We start from the raw sequence: 22,275 nt of genomic DNA, 5'->3' as shown, positions 1-22,275 counted from the left end.
TCCTCAAGTCTCCGGTTTCTGCGCGAGGTCGCCATCGCGCCAAAGATAAATCGCCACCAGCGGCGCGTCGGGTGTCTCGATGGCGTGGGGCTCGTTGCTGTCGTGAACAATCACCTCACCCACTTTGCGTTCCTCAAAGGCTCCACCATCACGCATCCAATAGGAACCGGCTGTCAGCGGAATGCAAAGCTCTTCGGCAACCTGTCGGTGACTGGGAAAATGCTGCATCGGGCCAAGCACCAAAAAGCCACCCGCCATGTCGCCGCTTTGATAAGCACCGCGAGTGCCCAGCATTTCGATGAAACCATAATTGTCGGCAAATGCCTGCCCAAAGTCGGTGGCGGCGAAATTCTGCCCCCAATGTAGGCTCTGCCGGTTCGTAGCCAGCGCTTCCACGATACGCTTCTCCCAACCCGATGAATGTTCCGCTGCGCCCTCCAGTTGGCCCGCGACCGGAAGTGTGTTGGGTGCGAGATTGCGCGGAATCAGATTCCAGTCGAAATCACCCACAAAATCGCGCACAGCATCGTCAGGCTTCATGGAAAGATAATCGCGTAAGTCGCCAAACAGCCCTTTGATGCTCATGCGCTTTCCCTGCCTGCTAATTGCTCCAGATCGAACTTTGCCGAGTTCGACCGTGCTGTCCACAAGCCCCGATCCTGCGCTTCCAGCAGCCGGTCGGCCATTTCCTTCAGCGCGTGGGGGTTTTTGTCAGCGAGAAACTCTCGCACTTCGTCATCAACAAGAAACGCCTGATAAACCGCGTCGAAATGATGGTCTCTCACCGCCCCCGTGGTCGCAGAAAACGCAAACATGTAATCGACGGTCGCCGCCATCTCGAACGCGCCCTTGTAGCCGTGGCGCATGACGCCCGCGATCCATTTCGGATTGACGACGCGCCCGCGCACCACACGGCCAATTTCCTCTTCCAGCGTGCGGATGACGGGCCGTTCCGGCCGTGAATGGTCGTTGTGATAGACCGCAGGTTTTGCGCCCTGCACATGCTCCACAGCCGCCGTCATGCCGCCCTCAAACTGGTAATAATCATCGCTGTCGAGCAAATCGTGCTCGCGGTTGTCTTGATTGTGAACCACGGCTTCCAGCGTTGAAAGCCGCGTCACAAACCGTTCTTCATCCGCAGCACCAGCCGCCTTCGCGCCATAGGCGTAGCTGCCCCACGCGAGATAAGCGCGGGCAAGATCAGCCGTCTCATTCCAGCCCTTCTCGTCGATCAGCGCCTGCAAACCTGCGCCATAGGCCCCCGGTTTAGAGCCGAAAATTCTGAAGCCTGCCCGCAAATCGGCTTCGGCCTCGGCCACGCCCTGCCCGATCAATTCGGCCCGCTCTTTAGCGACCCGCGCTGCAATCGGGTTCTGCTTGGCGTCTTCGTCCAGAGCCGCGACCGCGCGAACGGCCTTGTCGAACAATTCAATCTGCGCTGGAAACGCGTCACGGAAAAAGCCGGATATGCGCAACGTCACGTCCACGCGTGGACGCCCCAATTGCGCAGGCGTGATAACCTCATAGCCCGTCACGCGCCGAGAGCCGTGGTCCCACACCGGCTTCACGCCGATCAGCGCCATCGCCTGCGCGATGTCATCGCCGCCAGTGCGCATGTTGGACGTGCCCCAAGCGGACAGGCCAAAAGATGTGGGCCAAGCGCCATGATCCTGCCGATGCCGCTTGATCAGCAGTTCCGCCGATTTTTGCCCCAGATACCAAGCGGCAGGCGTCGGCACGGCGCGGCTGTCTACGGAGAAAAAGTTGCGCCCGGTTGGCAAAACATCCAGCCGCCCCCGCGTCGGCGCGCCAGACGAACCGGGTTCCACAAACCGCCCATCAAGCGCAGTCAGCAGACCGGAAATCTCTTTCTCGCCAGAAAGCGTCACCGCAGGTTTGATGCGCCCTTCAATGCCTTCAAGCACCGTCTGCGTGCGTTCCCAAGGGGCGTTGCACGCCAGTTCACCACTCACCAGTGCGGTCGCCAGAAGTTCCAGCCGCTCCACCGTGTCGCCGTTGGAGCGCCATAGACCATCATCGACCGACGCCAGAGCCTCAGGCCGCGCCCCCTCCCAGGCCTTGCCCATATCGCAATCGAGCGGGTCGAAACCGTCCAATCCCAGATCAGCCGCCAAAGCCCGTTGCAGGCTCGCATCCGCGCCCTCGCCCTGCCCGCGCGGCACACGGGCCAGCGCCACGGTCAAATCCGTCAGCAAACGCCCCTGCGGGGCTTCTCCGAAAATATGCAGGCCATCGCGGATCTGCATTTCCTTCAATTCGCACAAATAGGCGTCCAGTTTCTCCAGCGCCGCGCCCTCATCGTCGCTGTCTGCGATTCCTGCATCCTGCTGCAGCCCCGTATCGCGCATCAGGTCGACGATTTGCTTCTTCAGATAGGCCAGACGGCGCGGATCAACGCCCGACGCCTCGTAGTATTCATCGACCAGCGCCTCCAATTCCTTCAGCGGCCCATAAGTCTCCGCCCGCGTCAGCGGTGGGGTAAGATGATCGATGATGACGGCGGAAGCCCGCCGCTTGGCCTGCGTTCCCTCGCCCGGATCGTTGACGATGAACGGATAGACGTGGGGCAACGGCCCGAACACCGCTTCCGGATAGCAGGCGCGAGACAGAGAAAGCGCCTTGCCCGGCAGCCATTCCATATTCCCGTGCTTGCCCATATGCACGATGGCGTGCGCACCGAACTCCTCACGCAAAAAGAAATAGAACGCGAAATAGCCGTGCGGCGGCACAAGATCGGGAGAATGGTAGGTCTCGGTCGGGTCAATGTTGTAGCCCCGCGCCGGTTGAATGCCGACCATCACACCGCCAAACCGCGCCAGCGAAAGCGCCAGAGCATCACGGTCCGGCAGATAGAACGGATCGTTCTCTACGCCGCCCCAGCGGCTCGTCACCTCATCCTGAATCTCTTTGGGAAGCTGCTCGAACAACTCCTTGTAGCGACTCGCACTTATCACCTCGCGGATGACGCGCCCATCGCTTGCCGCATTGGTCGGGCCTGCCTGAAGGTGCTCGATCAAAGCGTCCCCATCGACGGGAATATCGGCAACGCGATAGCCCTCGCCCGCCATTGCCCGCAGCACGTTCATGGTTCCCGCTGGCGTGTCCAGCCCAACGCCGTTGCCCAAGCGGCCATCGCGGTTGGGATAATTCGCCAGCACGATTGCAACATTGCGCTCCGCAGGCTTGGCGGTGCGCAGGCGCACCCAGTTGGCGGCAAGATCAGCCACAAAAGCCACGCGGTCTTCCATCGCAGCGTGTCGCACGATGTTGGCCTGCACCGCCTCGTCAAAATCATCGGCATTTTTGAACGCAATAGCCCGCGCCAGAACGCGACCATCAACTTCCGGCAAGGCCACGTTCATGGCCAGATCGCGGGATGAGAGTCCTTGGTCTGAGGCTTCCCATGCCTCCCGCGCACCACCCGCCAGCACCGCTTGCAGCACGACCGCCCCGCCCTCTTCCAGCACCGTTGGCACACGGTTCCCATCGGGCGATGACACGGCAAAACCCGTCAGATTGATCACCACGGAGGGCTGGGCATCATCGAACAGAGCCCGCACCGTCGCCTGCGAGACATCATCCTTGAGTGAGGAGACAAACACCGGCAAAGCGTTCACGCCCCTTGCCGCCAATGCCTCCACCAACGCGGCAACAGGCTGCGTGTTACCGCCCTGCAAAAGCGCCCGATAGAAGGTGATGGCAACGACAGGCGCACCTTCGCGCCATGCTCTAAGCAGATCATCCATTGAGGGGGTGGCCACCTCCGGCCACCACAGCCCGGCCTTTAACAAAGGCTGAGCAGATAGAACGTGCGAAACATCTCCATCAATCAACCCACGGCAATAGGCGAGAAAATGCCCAGCATTCTCCGCCCCGCCCTGAACGAGATAGCCCCACAGAGCCAAACGATGCTCATCAGCGACCGAATTGAACCTGTCCAGCGAGGCATCGGGCTTGTCGTCTCCGGGCAGTGCGATGAACGTCACCCCAGCATTCAGGCAGGTCTCTTGCAGCTTCTCCAAGCCATAGGCGAAATAGCTCTCGCCACCCAGCACCCGCGCGACAACCAGCTTGGAACCGCACACAGTCTTCTCGCACCATGTATCGACCGACAACGGATGCGACAGGCTCATCATGTTCGCCAGCCGCAACTCCATCCCGTTGGGCCGCGCCGCCGCGAGGCAGGCAAGCTCCGTGTCCGCTGCCGACAGGAACACCACTTCGCCGGGCGTCTGGCCCAGATCCACGGCTTCGCTGTCATCAACCAGCGATCCCTTTTGAGCGAGCAGCAGGTGCATGGTTTATGTCAGCGCCGCAGCGACCTCGTCCTTGACGCCGTTCTCGTCAAAATCGTGTAGCCCGATGACAACCAGACGCGAAACGCGGGCTTCGCCCTCGTTCCAATCGCGGTCGAAATAGGTATCAATCCGATTGCCCACAGCCTGCACCACAAGGCGCATGTCGCGGTCTTTCACGGCGCAGAAACCTTTGAGACGCAGCACATCGTGCTTCTCAATAATGTCTACCAGCTTTTGCGGCAGCGCGGTCATGTCAGAGACCTCACCGCCCTCAACCACGAAACTTTCGAAATCGTCGTGATCGTGTTCGTGCCCATCGGCATGGTGCAATTCGTGGTGCGATTTGCGGTTTTCAATATCGGCTTCCGTGCCAACGCCCAGACCCAGCAGAATATCCGCACCGGGTGCATTGTCCTTGCCGGCGCGGATCATCTTCACACGCTTTTGCGTTGAATGGCGCACATCATGCTCCACTCCAGCCATCTGCGCCTCGTTTACGAGATCAGACTTGTTGAGAATGATCATATCCGCACAAGTGATTTGATCTTCGAATAGTTCCTCCAACGGGCTTTCGTGATCTAGATTTTCATCCGCCTGCCGTTGCGCATCAACAGCATGATGGTCATGGGCGAACTTGCCGTCGGCTACTGCCGCGCTGTCCACCACCGTCACCACGCCATCGACGGTCACTTGTTCGCGGATTTCCGGCCAGTTGAAAGCGTTGACCAGCGGCTGCGGCAGCGCGAGGCCGGAGGTTTCTATGACAATATGGTCCGGCCTGCGGTCGCTGTTGAGCAGCTTCGTCATGGTGGGCACGAAATCATCCGCAACCGTGCAGCAGATGCAGCCGTTGGTCAGTTCCACGATATCATCTTCCGTGCAGGTTTCGTCACCGCATCCGGCCAGCACATCGCCATCGACGCCAAGATCGCCAAATTCGTTGATGATGAGCGCGATGCGCTTGCCGTTGGCGGTTGCCAGCAGGTTGCGCACCAAGGTCGTTTTGCCCGCGCCAAGAAAGCCGGTGATCACGGTTGCGGGAATTTTCTCACTGTTCATCGGGGTCTTTTCCTATTTCAATTTCTGCGGCAGACCGGCGGTCACGAACCAGACGTGATCGCAGGCGCTCGCAATGTCTTGGTGCAGCCGTCCGGCGTGATCGCGAAAATCCCGAGCCATCTTTTCCATAGGCACGATGCCCTGCCCGACCTCGTTGGAGACGAACAGCACCGACGCCCCTTCCGGCAAATCAGCGAAGCCTTCGACGAGTGCGGCGCATGCAGCCGCCACATCGCGCTCCGCCATCATCAAATTGGTCAACCAGAGCGTTAGGCAATCAACCAGAATACAGGCGTCGTCAGCGGCGTGGTCGGCCACCGCCTGGCCAAGCGCCAAAGGCTCCTCCAGCAAGTGCCATTCCGGTCCGCGTCGCTGCTTGTGCAAGTCGATGCGCTTTTCCATCTCGCCATCAAAGGCTTGGCTTGTGGCGAGATAAATTTTGCGACGACCAGAGGCATCCGCAAGGCTTTCGGCAAATGCGCTCTTTCCGCTGCGGGCGCCGCCGAGGATCAGCGACACGCCCGCGTGAAAAGTGCTCATTTATGCAGCAAAGCCCAGCGCAGCCATGGCATGTTCGGAAAGCAAAAGGCCACCGGCACCAGCAACAACGCCGCCTGCAATACGAGCCGGCATGTTGGCCGACCATTCAGCAGCCTTGCCGAGCGTTGAGACAACCAGCGTGCCAGCGCCAACGGCAATCGCATATTGTGTCAGGCCAAAGCCCGCCAGATAAGAGAGCAGCGGCGTGGCTTCTGCGCCAAAAATCGCCTCGCCATAGGCAAAGCCGTGGAACAGACCAGCCGCAGCAAACAGCCCACCAAGAGCCACCAGCGAAACGCGGTAGCCGGACAAGACAACCACGCCAATCAGCGCGACGGAAGCGGCGATCACCAGCTCAACAGCTGGAAGGTTAAACGACATGATATGAACGACCGTGCCAAGAACGGTTGCTGCAATGAAAGCCAACGGAAGCAACAAGCGCGAACCGGCAAGAGCAGCAGCAACACCAACAGCGACTACGAATGCCAAATGATCAAGACCGATGATCGGGTGGCCGATGCCAGACAGCAGGCCGTCGCCCATCGTGGCAGGCGTCGTGCCGCCCATCGGATGGTGCGCAAAGGCAGCGGTGGAAAATGTGGTTAAAGCGGCGGTGATGCCACCAAGGGTGAATTTATTCATAGCGCAAACAACTCCCGTGTTTTGCCTGTGGCGGAGCGCTGCTTGCGGTTGATGATACCGGCACCCCAAGCGCCTGCATCTTCAATTTCGCAAACGGCTTTTCCCCGGCCGTTTCATCGTTCCGGAAAACTCCTCCGGCGGACACAAGGCAGGTCTCCTGGCTACGGATCGTCGGCTCATCTTCCACCTTCCCGGCGCGAACGCCAGTGGCATTTGGAAGAGGCCTCACCGCTACAGTCGCGGGGTCGGCTGCGGTTAAAGCCCCCGGATTGGGTCGGCCCTCCACATTCCCTATTGCTTTCGAATCCCTCTGGGGACGTCTCGAAAACCCTGTGCCTCTTCACCTAATCAGCAGGCGCAAATCCGGTCAATCGCAATTGCGACATCTTGTGCCGAAAGCTGCAATTACTTGTGCCGAAAGCTGCAATTACAACTCAAAAATGCCGGGATCGACCAGTTTTTCGAGCCTCTGGGCCACCAAATCGAGCGTTTCGTCCACAGTATCAAGATAAGCACGCCCACCGCTCTTCACACCAAGAGATGCAAGATAGTCTCGCCGCCAGCGGTCGCTCGTGAACAGGCCATGCAGATAGCACCCTTTCACCCGCCCGTCAGCGGAAATTGCGCCGTCCGGCTCACCGTTAAAACGCACCATGGGGCGAACGCAATCCTCGCCTGAAGTTTCGCCCAGATGGATTTCATAGCCCGACAAAGCCTCGCCAGACGCAGCATCAACGGCCTGTCGGTTGCGCACGGTTTTGGCCTTGCTCAATTCGGTATCCACATTCAGAAGGCCAATCCCTGCGGCTTCCCGTTCGCTCCCCTCAATCCCGAGAGGATCACGCACTGTGCGGCCCAGCATCTGGTAGCCACCGCAAATGCCCAGCACATGCCCACCCCGTTCAACGTGATTCAGAAGTTCACGATCCCAGCCCAAAGCCTTGAATTGATTCAAATCCGCAATCGTGGATTTCGACCCCGGCAGGACCACCAGCCTTGCCTCGCGGGGCCAATCATCGCCAGCGCGCACGAAGCGAACGTCGACATTCGGTTCAATCTTCAGCGGATCGAGATCATCAAAATTCGATATCCGCGAGAGGGTCGGCACAGCGACAACCATTGCCCCCTCCCGGCCCTGCCCGGACACTGCATGTTCCAGCGCGACAGAATCCTCTGCGGGCAAGAGCCGCGCTTCATCCAACCACGGAATGACACCGAAACTGGGCCAACCTGTAAATTGCTCAATCTGTGTCAGCCCGTCATCGAACAGGCTCACATCGCCACGGAACTTGTTGATGAGATAGCCGCGGATCATTCGCCGGTCTTCATCGGGCAAAATCGTGTGTGTGCCGACAATGCTGGCAATCACCCCTCCGCGATCAATATCGCCTACCAGCACAACAGGCACGTCGGCGGCAGTTGCAAAGCCCATATTGGCAATATCCCCTGCCCGCAGATTGATTTCAGCCGGAGACCCCGCACCCTCAACGATCACAAGATCAGCGTCAGCCCGCAGCCGCTCGAAACTCTCCAGAACAGCGCCCAGCAATTGTGGCTTGAGTTTCTGGTAATCCCGGCCTTTGGCTGCGCCCCAAACCTTGCCGTGAACGACGATCTGGCTGCCCACCTCGCTCTGAGGTTTGAGCAGAACCGGGTTCATATCGACGCTCGACGGCACGCCGCAGGCCATTGCCTGCAGATATTGCGCCCGTCCGATCTCGCCACCGGAACCGTCAGCCAGCGGCATATCGGCGACGGCCGCGTTGTTGGACATATTCTGAGGTTTGAAAGGCCGCACGGACAGCCCCTTTTGCCGCGCGAGGCGGCACAGGCCCGCGACAAGCACCGTTTTGCCCACATCCGAGCCGGTGCCTTGCAACATAATCGCGCGAGAAGTGCCTTTTGCCATGGTGCGAGCGTTAGCGAAAAACACAGCCGCACGATAGCCACTGCAAGCATCAGTTTTAACAAGGGCTACAAAAAATTCGCGGCGGCCGGTCTTTCAAGACCCGCCACCGCGAAAATGTACTCTACTGGGTACTCCACACCGACGAAACGCAGCCGGTTGAAACCTGCCCGGTACGCAGAACCTGATCCGGGAAGCGGGGCGAGAAGATCAATCCGTCGCCCTGAGATCAGTTCTAGCGCCTGTTTCCTAACACACGGCTAATGAGTGGTTAATCAAATGGAAATCCGGGCGGAAATTATTGCCGCTCCGCGCTTTTCTCGTCCGTTTTCTATTTTTCCTGAAGCGTCTTGATGATGCCGGAAAAATCCATGCCGCCGTGGCCTGCCTGTGAGAAGGCTTCGTAGAGCGCTGTCGCCTGCGCACCGAGCGGCGTGCTGGCTTCCACCTGTCCGGCTGCTTCTTGCGACAATTTCAGGTCTTTGAGCATCAAATCGACCGCAAAACCGGGCTTGTAGTCGTTATTTGCCGGCGAAGTCGGCACAGGACCGGGAACGGGACAGTAAGTGGTTGTGGACCAACTTTGGCCCGAAGCGTTCGAAACGACGTCAAACAAAGCTTGATCGGTCAGCCCCAGTCGGCGCCCGAGCTCAAACGCTTCGCAGGTGCCAATCATTGTGACGGCCAGTATCATATTGTTACAGACTTTCGCCGCCTGCCCCGCGCCAGCGCCGCCGCAACGGACGATTTTTCCAGCCATCGGCTCCAAAATCGGCGTCGCTGCATCCAGTGCTTCATCGCTGCCGCCCGCCATGAAGGCCAAAGTGCCGTTGATCGCGCCCATAATGCCGCCCGAAACCGGCGCATCCACACTCATCGCGCCCATGGCCAACGCCTTTTCGTGGGCCACGCGGGCAGATTCGACGTCGATTGTGGAAGAATCGATCATCAATGAGCCGCTTTTCACAGCGCCTGCAATTTCCTCGTAGACAGAAAGCACGTGCTTGCCTGCTGGAAGCATGGTGATGATGACGTCTTTGTCTGCAACGGCTTCCACCACGTCGCCTGCTATTGCGCAGCCGGCCGCCCGGCCAGCTTCCTTGCCAGCATCGGTGAGATCAAAGCCTGTTACAGTATGACCTGCCTTCACCAGATTGGCCGCCATCGGCGCGCCCATGTTTCCAAGCCCGATAAATGCAATATTACTCATGATAATCCCCAAACTTTGGCTCCCACGGAACGAAAAACGACCGCCGCCACTGCAGCGCGCCCGCGCAGCGAAGGGCGAAGCGCGTCAGCGTGAGCGAACTAAGCCGCCATGCTCCGCGCAATGATAACCCGCATGATCTCGTTGGTGCCTTCCAAAATCTGGTGCACCCGCAAATCGCGCACGATTTTCTCGACGCCATATTCCGCCAGATAGCCGTAGCCACCGTGAATTTGCAGCGCTTCGTTGGCGACGTTAAAACCAACATCGGTGGCAAAACGTTTGGCCATCGCGCAAGCCTGCGTCGTGTCCGGCGCTTTTGCATCGAGCTTTGAAGCTGCTGAATAGAGCATCAGCCGTGCGGCTTCGAGTTCGGTAGCCATATCTGCCATTTTGAACTGGATCGCCTGAAACTGCCCAATTGCCTGCCCGAAAGCCTTGCGTTCCGCTGCGTAGTTTTGCGCCATTTCGAGCGCCGCCTCTGCGCCGCCGATTGAACAGGCCGAGATGTTAAGCCGCCCGCCATCAAGACCACTCATAGCGATGCGGAAGCCTGTGCCTTCTTCGCCGATGCGGTTTTCGACCGGCACGCGGCAATCGTCAAAGATAACCTGAGCGGTTGGCTGGATATGCCAACCCATTTTCCGCTCCTGCGCGCCAAACGACAGGCCGAGTGCGTCTTTCTCGACGATAAAGCAAGACACGCCCTTCGCGCCCTCGCCACCCGTGCGGGCCATAACGAGATAAACATCGTTCGACCCTGCGCCCGAGATGAACTGTTTGGTTCCGTTCAAAACGTAATGATCGCCATCCAACCGCGCGGTCGTCTTCATCGCCGCCGCATCGGAACCAGAACCGGGTTCGGTCAAACAGTAGGATGCGATCTTCTCCATGGAGGTCAGCGAAGGAAGAAAGCGCTGGCGCTGCTCTTCCGTGCCGTATGTGTCGATCATCCAAGCGGCCATGTTGTGGATCGTGATGAACGACGACAGCGCAGGACAACCCGTCGCCAGAGCCTGAAAAATCACCGCCGCATCCAGCCGCGAAAGCGCGGAACCGCCAACATCTTCACGCACATAAACACCGCCCATGCCCAATTCCGCTGTCTCACGGATCACATCAAGCGGCAGATAGCGCTTCTCGTCCCAATCAAGCGCGTAGGGCGCGACTTTCTCACGGGCAAAATCCAAAACCATATCGCGCATCGAACGCTGGTCCTGATTTAAGTCGAAAGCCCGTTGTTCGGTTGCAAGTGCGTCCATGGTCATTCCTCCTTCAAGCCTCTAACGAAGCAGATCGGCAGCAGCCTTGTCCAATGCGACCTTGCAGATCGCAGCAGCCTCATCAATCGTCTCGCGTGTCCAGATCAGCGGCGGTGACAAAATCATGGTATCGCCCACGGCGCGCATCATCATGCCTGCTTCGATCGAATGGTCGCGCACACAGACAGCCGCGCTGCCCTCGTTAGGGAAACGCTCGCCTGTTTCGCGATCTTTCACGATCTCGATAGCCGCGAGCAAGCCCATGCCACGCACTTCGCCTACAAGCGGATGATCGCCGATCACCTCCTGCAGCCGTTCGAGCAGATACGGCCCGGTATCGTCACGAACCCGCTCGATCAGACCTTCACGCTCGATGATGTCAATATTTTCCAGCGCCACTGCACATGTCACCGGATGCCCCGAATAGGTGTAGCCGTGGTAATATTCGCCTCCCTTGGAAATCACATCGGCAACACGGTCCGATACCAAGACTGCCGACAGCGGCTGATAGCCAGAGGTGATGGCTTTCGCGACCGTGATCATATCCGCCTCAATGCTCATGCTTTCAGCCGCGAACCATGCGCCGGTCCGTCCAAATGCGGTGATGACCTCATCCAGCATCAACAAAATATCGTACTTTTTGCAGATACGCTGGATTTCGGGCCAATAGGTTGGCGGCGGAATTTTGACGCCACCCGCGCCCTGGATCGGCTCGCCCACAAAGGCGGCGACGTTCTCAGCGCCCTCCTGCAAGATCGCCACTTCCACAGCCCGCGCGGCGCGAATGCCGAAATCCTCCAAGCTTTCACCCTTGTGCTTCAGTTCGAAATCGTAAGGGCACATCACATGGCGAAAGCCAGGCAGCATCGGGCCAAGCTGCCCGTGCATTGCGCCCATGCCACCCATTGACGTCGCAGCAATGGTGGAGCCGTGATAGGCGTTGTCGCGCGAAATGATGATGTGTTTTTCGGGTTTGCCCTGAAGCTGCCAGTAATAACGAACGGTGCGAATTGAAGTGTCGTTGCTCTCTGAACCCGAAGCACCGAAGAACACCTGATTGAAATTCGTCGGTGCGAGGTCGGCGATTCGCTTGGCCAGCATGGCCGCTGGAGCGGTCGTCGATTTGAAGAAAGTGTTGTAGTAGGCAAGCTCTTTCATCTGCTCGTAGGCAGCTTTGGCCAGTTCTTCGCGGCCATAACCCACATTCACACACCACAGCCCAGCCATGCCGTCGAGGATACGCTTACCCTCGCTGTCGAAAATGTAAGCCCCTTCGGCGCCGGTGACGACACGAACACCCTCGCCGCGCAGGCCCGCATGGTCGGTGAAGGGGTGCAGGTGATGCGCATTGTCCATTTCCTGCAACTGAGTGGTCGAAAAATTGCGATAGGCCACGAAGAGGCTCCAAAGACTTCGAGAACGATGTTCCCCACCCTTACAGCACCAGCGCGAAATCTCACAACACGCTTTCGCTCCCAACCGCCTTTTGCCACATCCGCACTTTGACATTTCTGAAGGGAACCGTTTCACTTCCAAACGAGACATATGCGTTGGGAGGGAACCGAAATGCGCACCAGACTTACAGCGATCGCTCTAATGGGCCTAACGGCTTTTGGCGGCCTTGCAGCCGTCCAGCCAAGCCATGCGCAAAGCGTGACCATTGGCAACAGCGATCAACAGATCGCTCGCGCGCTTTCCGGGCAAGGTTACAGCGACATTGTGATTACAAAGCGCGGTTTCACCATAACCACACTGGAAGCATGCCGCCGAGGCGACAAATTCCAGATCAAAATGAACATTCTGGGCCAAATCAAATCGAACCGAAAAATCGGCAGTTGCGGAAATCGTTTTGCCGCTCGTGACGCGGAAGCCGCCATGAAGAAAGCCGGCTACACCGACATAACTGCCAGCGTGCGCGGCGAGCAGGTGGTTGCCATGGGCTGCCGCGAGAACCGCCAATTCGAATTGACCTTCAACCTGCGTGGCGATCTGATCAACCGGGATCGTCAGGGCCGTTGCGGCCTCGACGCACTGCGCCCACGGGAAGTCCGCGCCAGCCTGCGCGAGCGCGGTTACAACCGCATTAAGTTCATCGACAACGAATTGCCCCGTTATGTTGCGGAAGCCTGCCAGGACACTGCTCGGGTTGAACTCGTTATCAACCGTCGGGGCAAGATAAACCGCGAACGCCGCATCGGCAATTGCCGTGGCCCGGTAGATCCCAACAACATCGCGCCAGTTCTGCGTCAGCAAGGTTATGACCGCGTTGAAGCCGTTCAAACCCGTCGTGCACCTTATATGGTGCGAGCGTGTAAAGAGGGCGAGCGTCAGGAAATTATTGTCAGTCGTTTTGGGGAGGCGCTGTCAAACACAAAAATCGGTGAATGCGGACAGCCAATCGATCCGAATAATCTGGCCGCTGCCGTAGAAAAACTCGGCTACCAACGCGTCAACGTGCTGCGTGGCAACCGCACGCCTTATCTGGTGGAGGCGTGCAAAGGCCGCGATTTGCTGGAACTTACCATAGGGCGCTTTGGCGATGTGAAAGAAGAGCGCGTCGGCTCGTGCGCGAGGCCACTGAACGAGGCCGATGCTCGTGCAAAACTTGCAGAGGCAGGCTATTTCCTGCCAACGCTCGAACGCCGCAACAACGGCTCTTGGAATGTGGAAGCCTGCAAAGCAACCACCAAGGTTTCGCTTCGCATCAACCGCTTCGGCGAATTCGCCCGAGAAAACAAAATCGGCAGCTGCCAATCGGCAACGGCCTATGACGTGCTTTCAACACTGGAGGCACGGGGCGCTAGTGGCGTGACGATGTATGTTGAAGGCTGCTTCCGCAACCGCACATATCGCTGGTCGTTTGACCGCCTTGGCAACCGCACCGGCCGTGAGCGTTTGGGCGGCTCCTGCTAGGCAAACGCCTCAACATCTGCAAAGGAAGGCGGGGCATGCAAACCCCGCCTTTTTTATAGCGTCCCGCAGAGGCCACCGAATGACCGATACCGAACCCCGCATTGAGAAAATCTGCCCCGTCGTGCTGCGCCGCAACGGCGAAGGCTTCGACATTTTGGCCTTTCGCCACCCCGAGGCGGGCAATCAAATCATTCAAGTCATGTTAGAGGACGACGAAGCACCAAGGACCGCAGCTTTGCGTGAATTGACCGAAGAAAGTGGGCTGAAGGCAGATGGAGAGCCGTTGGACTTAGGCAAATCCAAGGGCATCGAAAAAAGCGAAGCATGGCATTTTTTCGCCTGCCCGGTAAGCACTGCACCCGACGAATGGGTCCACACCGCACCAGATGATTCCGAACAGGAATTCAGCTTTTTCTGGCAGCCCTTCGCAGATTTCGTGGACGAAGAGGAATGGCACCCTGCTTTCATCCGCGTCATCCGCTTTGCCCAAAGCAAGCTAGAGCGCATGGACGAAGCCACACGCAACCGCATCGCACCCAAGCGTGACTCGGGCCTTGCCGATACAATCATGACAATGGCCCACGAGCGCGGCGCGGAAAAATCGCTTTGCCCCTCTGAAGTCGCTCGCGCCATAGCAGGCAAGGACGAGAAACAATGGCGCGCTTTGATGAAGCCCATACGCGCAGAGGCTGTGCGAATGGCAAGGGCCGGAAATGTGGCAATCACCCGCAAAGGCAAGCCAGTAGACCCGGACGATTTCAAAGGCATCTACCGCATAGCTTTGCCAAAGTAAGACTGAGAAAACCTCAATGAACGAATTGCTGGAAGGATTGTCGACCGCGCTGCGGCTGGTCTTTTCGGCCGATCGCGAATTGCTGGAAATCACCGCGCGTTCGCTGCAAGTCACGCTCTCTGCAGTCCTCATCGCATCACTGATCGGCCTGCCGCTGGGCGCTTGGCTGGCCGTGAACCGCTTCCGTTTCCGCCGTGCAACGATCATCATGTTGAACGCTCTGATGGGCCTGCCGCCTGTAGTCGTCGGCCTTATAGTCTACATCCTGCTGTCCCGCTCCGGCCCCTTCGGCGTGTTTGGACTGCTGTTCACACCAACAGCCATGATCATAGCGCAAGTCATCATCATCACGCCGATAATCGCCTCGATTGCACACCAAGCCATCCGCGAACTTTGGGCGGACTATCACGACCTGCTGATCTCGCTGAACACCAGCAAATGGCAGCGCATCAAGACGCTTATTTTCGATGCGCGGCGCTCATTGCTCACAGCGTCGCTCGCAGGCTTTGGCCGCGCCATCGGTGAAGTCGGTGCGATCATGATCGTTGGCGGGAATATCGACCATGTGACCAGGGTTCTCACCACAGCCATTGCGCTGGAAACCAGCAAGGGCGACTTCGCGCTGGCGCTCGCGCTTGGCCTCATTCTCATTGCACTGGCAGTGGCCGTGAACCTTGCCATCCACTTGGTTTCCGGCACAGAACGCGGAGGGCGTTGGTGATGAACATCCTGCCGCTCACTGTCACCGACGCCGTTCTGAGCCGCCGTGGCAAAACGATCCTTGACGGCGCATCGGCCACGTTCGATGGCGCGGGCCTAACCGCCGTGATGGGGCCAAACGGTGCCGGCAAAACCTCGCTGCTGCGCGTCCTCCACGGACTCGACCGCCTGCAGGAAGGCAAAGTCGAATGGGCCACCGATCCTGCCACGGCGCAGGCCCATCAGGCCTTCGTGTTCCAGACGCCCGTCCTTATGCGCCGCACGGTCGTGGAGAACATCGCCTACCCGCTGCACTTGCGCGGCATCGACAAAACCGAGGCCATATCGCAAGCCAAAGACTGGACAGATCGTGCCGGCCTTACCCATGCCGCCAAGCGCGACGCGGCCACGCTTTCCGGCGGTGAGCAACAGAAACTCGCCCTTGCCCGCGCCCTCATCGCCGACCCCCGCGTCTTGTTTCTCGATGAACCCACCACCAATCTCGACGGCCAATCCACCAGGGAAATCGAAAACCTGCTGCACGATACCCTCGCCCAAGGCGCTCGCATTATCATGGTCACGCACAACGCAGCACAAGCCAAGCGGCTGGCCGACGAAGTGCTGTTCCTGCACCGCGGCAAAGTGCTGGAGCAATCGCCTGTCAGCTCGTTTTTCCGCAAGCCGAAAACAGCACAGGCACAAGCATTTCTGAAAGGAGATATTGTCGAATGATCCGCTTCGTTTGCCTCATCGTCTTTTCGCTTCTCGCAACGTTCGCGCAAGCCGAAACCCTGCGCATGGCCGTTACCACGTCCTTCCACAATTCCGGCCTGTCGGACGTTTTGCTCCCGCAAATCAAGCGCGATACAGGCGTGGACGTTCGCCTTGTTGTCGTCGGCACCGGGCAGGCTTTGAAACTTGCACGTGCAGGCGATGTGGATGCGATTCTGGTTCATTCCAAAACGGCCGAAGAAGCCTTCATCGCAGAAGGCTTCGCGCCCTATCGTCGGAAAATCATGTACAACGATTTCGTGCTGGTTGGCCCCGCTGATGATCCCGCCGACACCCAATACGCTTCGTCGGTTGAGCAGGCGTTGCAACAGATTGCAAAAGCCGAGGCCATTTTTCTCAGCCGCGGCGATGACAGCGGAACGCACCGCAAAGAACTTTCCCTCTGGGAGGCCGCAGGCGTGTCGGCGCGCGACCCGTCTTGGTATCGTGAAGGCGGTTCCGGCATGGGCGCAACGCTTAACACGGGCGCGGCCATGGATGCTTATTTGCTGAGCGACCGGGCAAGCTGGCTGAAATTCGCCAACAAACGCAATCTCCGCCTGCTCTATGCGGGTGATCCGGCACTGTTCAACCAATACGCATTTTTGCCGATCAGCCCCGCGAAACATTCGCACGCAAACGCGGTCGCCGCACGAGGCGTTGAGGCATGGCTGACAGGCCCCAAGGGCCAGCAAGCCATCGCCGACTATCGCTTGAACGGCGAGGCTCTGTTTACACCCAACGCACGATGACTATTCCGCCGCTTCGCTGACCTTCGCGCGCCCAACACGCGCCGCGCAGAATTTGAACTCGGGGATCTTGCCATAAGGGTCCAGCATTGGGTTGGTCAGGCGGTTTGCGGGGCTTTCGTTGAAGCAAAACGGCATGAACACCATGCCGTCAGCCACCTCGCGATCAGACCGCAACAAGGCCGTGATCGTGCCACGACGAGTTTCCACCTCAATCATGTCGCCGGCTGCCAACCCCTGCTTTTCAATTTCGCGCGGGTTCATCGCGGCGAAGCCTTCCGGCTCAAGATCATCCAGAACATTGGCGCGGCGGGTCATCGCCCCGGTGTGCCAGTGTTCCAAAACACGGCCTGTGGTGAGAACCATAGGGAATTCGTCATCCGGCACTTCATCCGGCGCCCGCAGATCAGCAGGCACAATGCGGCCCCGTCCGTCTTCGGTGGGGAAGCCATCAGTGAAGACAACCGCGCTGCCTTCCGCTCCTTCTTCCGATACGGGATACGTCACCGACCCATCCGCTTCTAGCCGCTCCCACGGCATATAATCGAGCGACTTCATCACCTGCCGCATCTCTTCATAGACTTCCGGCACGTCGTCATAGCTCCAATCCAACCCACAGCGATTGGCAAGATCAACGATGATCTCCCAATCGAGCCGCGCCTCGCCTGGAAGCGGTTTGACTGGACGGCCAATCTGAACCTGACGGTTGGTGTTGGAATAGGTGCCAAGCTTCTCCGCATGCGCCGACGCGGGCAGAACCACATCGGCGTGCCACGCGGTCTCCGTGAGGAAAATATCCTGTACGACCAGATGATCCAACTTCGCCAGCGCAGCGCGTGCGTGAAGCTGGTCCGGGTCCGACATGGCCGGGTTCTCACCCATGATATACATGCCGTTGATCTTGTCTTCGTGGATCGCGTCGATGATTTCCACCACCGTCAGCCCCTTCACAGGGTCGAGCGTGCGGCCCCAGAAATCCTCCATCTGTCCTCGAATGTCGCTGTTCTCGACCGAGCGATAATCGGGAAAGAACATCGGGATCAGACCCGCATCAGACGCGCCCTGCACGTTGTTCTGCCCGCGAAGCGGATGCAGGCCGGTGCCTGCCCGCCCCACATGGCCCGTAATCAGCGCCAGCGCGATAAGGCAGCGGGAATTGTCCGTGCCGTGGGTGTGTTGCGAGATGCCCATGCCCCAGAAGATCATCGACCGCTCGGCCTTGGCATAGGTCCGCGCTACGTCTTTCAGCGTCTCGGCATCAATGCCGCAAACTTCGCTCATGGCCTCGGGCGAGAAGTCTTTCACCTTTTCCCGCAGCGCCTCAAAGCCCGACGCGTTCGCCTCGATATATTGAACGTCGTAGAGTTCTTCATCGATGATTGTGTGGATCATCGCATTCAGCATTGCCACATCCGTGCCGGGCTTAAACCGCAAGCTTGCGTAAGCATGGCGCATCAAATCTTGCCCGCGCGGGTCCATCACGATCAACTTGGTGCCGTTTTTGGTGGCTTGCTTGAAATAGGTCGCAGCAACCGGATGGTTGGTCGTTGGTCGCGCACCAATAACGATCACACAGTCCGCTTTCAGAGCATCGGTGAAAGGCGCAGAAACGGCGCCCGACCCAACACCTTCCAGCAGAGCCGAGACCGAAGAAGCGTGGCAAAGCCGCGTGCAGTGGTCGACGTTGTTCGTGCCAAAGCCTTGGCGGATGAATTTCTGGAACAGATAGGCCTCTTCGTTTGAGCCTTTAGCGGAGCCGAATCCGGCCAGAGCGTTGCCACCCTTTTCGTCTCGGATTTTCGTCAGGCCGGAAGCTGCCCGTTCCAGCGCCTCTTCCCACGTTGCTTCACGGAAAATATCCGAGATTTCCATAAACCTCATATCGATGTCGCCGCGCTTGGGCGCATCATCGCGGCGGATGAGCGGCTTGGTCAGACGTTCTTTCGACTGCGCGTAATCGAAGCCAAAGCGACCCTTAACGCAAAGCCGGTTGTTGTTTGCAGGGCCATCCTTGCCGTCCACCAGAACGATCTTGTCGTCCTTGGTGTAAACCTGCGTCTGGCAGCCAACGCCACAAAAAGGGCAGACAGAGTCCGTCACCTTGTCGAAATCCTCGACAACCCGCGTCTTGCCCTCGCTGTCCATCAACGTCTTTTCGTAAAGCGCGCCTGTCGGACACGCCTGCACGCATTCACCGCACGTCACGCAGGTGGAAAAGCCCATCGGGTCGTGAATATCAAACACCGGCACCGAATGATGCCCCCGCTCGCCCATGCCCAATACATCGTTCACCTGCACTTCGCGGCACGCCCGCACGCACAGATTGCAGGCAATGCAGGCGTCGAGATTGACGGCAATCGCGGGGTTGGAAATGTCGTGAACTTCCGCCGCCTCGCCCTCGAATTTCGACGGCAAGCGCCCCGCTTCGATGGAAAAATCGCCCAGCCATTCATGGAATGAAGACTGCCCGTCCACTTCGCGCATGTCGGCGGCGAGCAGTTCAAACACCATGCGCCGCGATTTGTCCGCCCGTTCGGTATCAGTCTTCACGACCATGCCGTCGGCAACCTTGCGCTGGCAGGAAGCCGCCAGCACCCGCTCGCCTTCAACTTCCACCATACAAGCACGGCAATTGCCGTCCGAGCGGTAGCCGGGCTTGTCGAGATAGCAAAGATGCGGGATCCGCGTGCCTTCGCGCTTGGCAACTTGCCAGATGGTTTCGTCGGGCGCAGCGGTGACTCCGCGGCCATCGAGGGTGAATTTGATTTCGCTCATCATGCGTTCCTAATGACCAGAATGACCCGAATGCCCGGAACCGTAGCCCCGCAATTCGGCATAGAGTTTCTTCTGCATTTCGCTCAGCAAGGGCGTAACTTCCAGATGCGCAGCAAGATGTACCAAGCGCAGTTCAGCCCTCGCCGCCTCCGCACTCTCAAGCGCCGCCCGCAGGACGTCACCCGTCATTTCGCCGCCTTTGAACCCTTCGTCCAGCGCCATTTCTGCGGCGATCAGCTTCTCACCCAAATCTTTGGCCCGTGCTTGCATCGCATCAAAACTCGCCTGCACTGCTTGGCGTTGCCCCGGTTCAAGATCAATCTTATCAGCCAATTCAAGAACGTGGGCGGGCCCAGGAAAACCGTTGAACTCAGCAGGCTTTGCAAGCCCCCAACCCGCACCCTTACGCAACTGAACAACATCGTCGGCACTCAAAGAACTGATGGTGCGGCCTTGTTGATCGGCATACGGCTGGTTCAGCATTCCCGCTCCGTTCCAGAGCGTCGGCGCATACGAAGCACCAACACCGATAATGATGCCGACACAGAGAGCCAGAACTGGTTTCTTGCCCATCATTTGAACTCTATCTCCACAAAGGAATAGTCGAAGTCATTGGCATTGATGACGTTGTGATGAACTCCAGCGGGGCGGAAGTAGCTTACCCTCGCCTTCATCTCGCCCAGCGTCTCGGTGCCGTCAGGCGCGACGATCTTCAACACACCGTCCAATAGTGGCACCACGCAATAATCGTGACCATGAATGTGAACTCCCGTCTCTTCGCCCGGTTTAAAATCCCAACGGGTGACGATGCAGGTTTTGTTGTCGACTTGAACGGTGGGGGTAGCAGTTGCCATCACAAATCCTCCCGGAAATGCGCCAGCAGATGATTCACAGGGTTGGGTGCGGCTTGGCCCAAACCGCAGATACTCGCATCGCGCATAACCTGCTCAAGATCGCGGATTGTGTCCTCGTCCAGCGGGCCATCGGAGCGCAGCAGTTTGCCCATTTTCTCGGTGCCGCCACGGCAGGGCGTGCACTGGCCGCAAGATTCATGCGTAAAGAAATCCATCAGGTTCAGCGCTACGTCTTTGATGTTGTCCTGATCGGAAAAGATCACCACGGCGTGGGAACCGACGAACGACCCAAGCTCCGCCAGTTCGCCGCCGAAATCGAGCGGCACGTCGCCTTTATCGGCAGGCAGGATGCCGCCGGACGCGCCACCGGGCAGATAGGCTTTGAATGCGTGGCCGTCCGCCATGCCGCCAGCAAGGTCTATCAGTTCGCGCACCGTCACACCTGCTGGCGCGACGATGACGCCGGGGTTCCGTACACGGCCCGACACGCTCCAAGATCGCATGCCCGGATGGCCTTCCTTGCCCTGCGAGGCGAACCAATCCGCGCCCCTTTCCAAGATCGTCGGCACCCAGTAGAGCGTCTCGACATTGTTGTTGAGCGTCGGGCGGCTGAACAGGCCGACTTCCGCGATATAAGGCGGGCGGTGGCGCGGCAGGCCGCGCTTGCCTTCGATGCTCTCCAGCATCGCGCTTTCCTCGCCGCAGATGTAAGCCCCCGCCCCGCGCCGAAGCTCAAAAAAGCCCTTCGGCGCGATGCCAGCAGCCTCAAGCGCTGCAATCTCATCGCGCAAGATGTTCAGCACGGCAGGATATTCGTCGCGCATATAGACGTAGCACTTCTCGGCTTCGACCACGTGCGCGCCGATCAGGGCACCCTCAAACATGGCGTGCGGATTGCGCTCTAGATAATATCGGTCCTTGAATGTGCCCGGCTCGCCTTCGTCGCCGTTGATCGTCATCAGCCGCGGGCCTTCATAGCCGCGCACGAAAGACCACTTTTTGCCCGTCGGAAAACCAGCACCACCAAGACCGCGAAGTCCGGCATCGGAGAGTTTGTCGATCACATCATCAGCGGAAAGAGCACCCGATTTGACCTGCTCCCAGACGGAATAGCCGCCTCTAGCACGATAGGCTTCCAGCCCTTTGTATGCAGGCGTATTTGCCTCCGTCTCGCCCGTTCGGGACCACGTCAGCAAGTCCTCAACTGTCGCATTGCCCACTTCACGGTCGCCAATCCGTGCAGCCGGAGCCACATCGCAACCGCCCATGCAGGGCGCACGAAGCACGCGGACTTTCTCACGGTCGATCCCGGCTTCCAAACCCGCAATCAAAGCCTCCGCACCTGCCATCATGCAGGAGACAGAATCGCACACTCGGATGGTCAGGTCTGGCGGCAGCGGTTCGCCCTCTTTGACCACATCGAAATGGTCGTAGAACGAAGCAACTTCGTACACCTCGACTTGCGACAGACGCATGATCTCGGCCAAAGCGCGAATGTGTTTGGCCTGCAGACAGCGATACTCGTCTTGAATGAGATGCAAATACTCGATCAGATGGTCGCGCTGGATTTCCCGGTCGCCCAAAAGCGCTTGCACGTCTGCCAGCGCAGCCTCATCAAGCTGGCGACCTTTGGGCTTGGACCCATCGCGCTTACGGCCTGAACGACCGCTCTTGTTCATGTCCAGCATATCGGCTCCCAAACCCGCCTGCCGGAAGGCAAGCGCGTGTCGATTATAGTCAAAACCCTAGTCGCCACAATGTCGCGTCAAGTGTGATTTCACGCCGG

18 protein-coding genes and 1 riboswitch are annotated in these 22,275 nt (G+C 58.7%); of the genes, 5 read left to right on the top strand and 13 right to left on the bottom strand.

Going from position 1 to position 22,275, the window contains the following annotated elements; all coding sequences use genetic code 11:
- Positions 1-3: 3 nt before the first annotated feature.
- The 9 genes from ACFQ14_RS15130 to ACFQ14_RS15090 form a co-directional block, all read right to left on the bottom strand.
- A complete protein-coding gene (locus tag ACFQ14_RS15130; RefSeq protein ID WP_377213588.1) occupies positions 4-585 on the bottom strand; it encodes a dimethylsulfonioproprionate lyase family protein in 582 nt (193 codons plus the stop codon).
- On the bottom strand, positions 582-4,319 hold the full coding sequence (gene cobN, locus ACFQ14_RS15125; protein ID WP_377213587.1) for a cobaltochelatase subunit CobN: 3,738 nt from the start codon (positions 4,317-4,319) through the stop codon (positions 582-584). The genes ACFQ14_RS15130 and cobN overlap by 4 nt, the downstream gene beginning before the upstream one ends.
- A gap of 3 nt (positions 4,320-4,322) precedes the next feature.
- Positions 4,323-5,378 carry a cobalamin biosynthesis protein CobW gene (gene cobW, locus ACFQ14_RS15120; protein ID WP_377213586.1) on the bottom strand — a complete coding sequence of 352 codons (1,056 nt, stop codon included), beginning with the start codon at positions 5,376-5,378 and terminating at the stop codon, positions 4,323-4,325.
- Between the two features lie 12 nt (positions 5,379-5,390).
- A complete protein-coding gene (gene cobU, locus ACFQ14_RS15115; protein WP_377213585.1) occupies positions 5,391-5,918 on the bottom strand; it encodes a bifunctional adenosylcobinamide kinase/adenosylcobinamide-phosphate guanylyltransferase in 528 nt (175 codons plus the stop codon).
- Positions 5,919-6,560: a HupE/UreJ family protein gene (locus tag ACFQ14_RS15110; RefSeq protein WP_377213584.1), complete on the bottom strand. Its 642-nt coding sequence runs from the start codon at positions 6,558-6,560 to the stop codon at positions 5,919-5,921.
- A 130-nt stretch (positions 6,561-6,690) separates the two neighbouring features.
- Positions 6,691-6,908: riboswitch (cobalamin riboswitch) on the bottom strand.
- 79 nt (positions 6,909-6,987) lie between these two features.
- Entirely contained in the window at positions 6,988-8,469 is a 1,482-nt protein-coding gene (locus ACFQ14_RS15105) for a cobyric acid synthase (protein WP_377213583.1), read from the bottom strand.
- 328 nt (positions 8,470-8,797) lie between these two features.
- Positions 8,798-9,676, bottom strand: coding sequence for a 3-hydroxyisobutyrate dehydrogenase (gene mmsB / locus ACFQ14_RS15100; protein WP_377213582.1), 879 nt, complete (start codon positions 9,674-9,676; stop codon positions 8,798-8,800).
- A 98-nt stretch (positions 9,677-9,774) separates the two neighbouring features.
- The gene (locus tag ACFQ14_RS15095; RefSeq protein ID WP_377213581.1) at positions 9,775-10,935 is read right to left on the bottom strand and encodes an isobutyryl-CoA dehydrogenase; all 1,161 of its coding nucleotides are present in this window, start codon (positions 10,933-10,935) and stop codon (positions 9,775-9,777) included.
- A gap of 21 nt (positions 10,936-10,956) precedes the next feature.
- Positions 10,957-12,330 (bottom strand): aspartate aminotransferase family protein, encoded by a 1,374-nt coding sequence (locus tag ACFQ14_RS15090; RefSeq protein ID WP_377213580.1) that lies wholly within the window; start codon positions 12,328-12,330, stop codon positions 10,957-10,959.
- Between the two features lie 171 nt (positions 12,331-12,501).
- Between ACFQ14_RS15090 and ACFQ14_RS15085 the strand changes: the two genes are divergently transcribed.
- From ACFQ14_RS15085 to ACFQ14_RS15065, 5 genes are all read left to right on the top strand, one after another.
- Positions 12,502-13,848, top strand: a complete 1,347-nt coding sequence (locus tag ACFQ14_RS15085) for a hypothetical protein (RefSeq protein WP_377213579.1) — start codon at positions 12,502-12,504, stop codon at positions 13,846-13,848.
- Positions 13,849-13,927: 79 nt separating this feature from the next.
- Entirely contained in the window at positions 13,928-14,641 is a 714-nt protein-coding gene (locus ACFQ14_RS15080; RefSeq protein ID WP_377213578.1) for a DUF3253 domain-containing protein, read from the top strand.
- Between the two features lie 16 nt (positions 14,642-14,657).
- Positions 14,658-15,362, top strand: coding sequence for an ABC transporter permease (locus ACFQ14_RS15075; RefSeq protein ID WP_377213577.1), 705 nt, complete (start codon positions 14,658-14,660; stop codon positions 15,360-15,362).
- A complete protein-coding gene (locus ACFQ14_RS15070; RefSeq protein WP_377213576.1) occupies positions 15,362-16,072 on the top strand; it encodes an ATP-binding cassette domain-containing protein in 711 nt (236 codons plus the stop codon). Before ACFQ14_RS15075 ends, ACFQ14_RS15070 begins: the two co-directional genes overlap by 1 nt.
- On the top strand, positions 16,069-16,863 hold the full coding sequence (locus ACFQ14_RS15065; protein ID WP_377213575.1) for a substrate-binding domain-containing protein: 795 nt from the start codon (positions 16,069-16,071) through the stop codon (positions 16,861-16,863). The genes ACFQ14_RS15070 and ACFQ14_RS15065 overlap by 4 nt, the downstream gene beginning before the upstream one ends.
- Here the strand turns inward: ACFQ14_RS15065 and fdhF are convergent, their stop codons facing one another.
- The 4 genes from fdhF to ACFQ14_RS15045 are packed head-to-tail and all read right to left on the bottom strand — an operon-like array spanning position 16,864 to position 22,177.
- Positions 16,864-19,638, bottom strand: coding sequence for a formate dehydrogenase subunit alpha (gene fdhF / locus ACFQ14_RS15060; RefSeq protein WP_377213574.1), 2,775 nt, complete (start codon positions 19,636-19,638; stop codon positions 16,864-16,866). It lies immediately after the preceding gene.
- A 6-nt stretch (positions 19,639-19,644) separates the two neighbouring features.
- Positions 19,645-20,211 (bottom strand): hypothetical protein, encoded by a 567-nt coding sequence (locus tag ACFQ14_RS15055; protein ID WP_377213573.1) that lies wholly within the window; start codon positions 20,209-20,211, stop codon positions 19,645-19,647.
- Positions 20,208-20,489, bottom strand: coding sequence for a cupin domain-containing protein (locus ACFQ14_RS15050; protein ID WP_377213572.1), 282 nt, complete (start codon positions 20,487-20,489; stop codon positions 20,208-20,210). The genes ACFQ14_RS15055 and ACFQ14_RS15050 overlap by 4 nt, the downstream gene beginning before the upstream one ends.
- Positions 20,489-22,177 carry an NAD(P)H-dependent oxidoreductase subunit E gene (locus tag ACFQ14_RS15045; protein ID WP_377213571.1) on the bottom strand — a complete coding sequence of 563 codons (1,689 nt, stop codon included), beginning with the start codon at positions 22,175-22,177 and terminating at the stop codon, positions 20,489-20,491. The genes ACFQ14_RS15050 and ACFQ14_RS15045 overlap by 1 nt, the downstream gene beginning before the upstream one ends.
- Between the last annotated feature and the right edge of the window lie 98 nt (positions 22,178-22,275).

This window comes from Pseudahrensia aquimaris (genome assembly GCF_042676045.1).
Lineage (GTDB): Bacteria > Pseudomonadota > Alphaproteobacteria > Rhizobiales > Rhizobiaceae > Pseudahrensia > Pseudahrensia aquimaris.
This window is presented reverse-complemented; position numbering and strand designations above follow the sequence as displayed.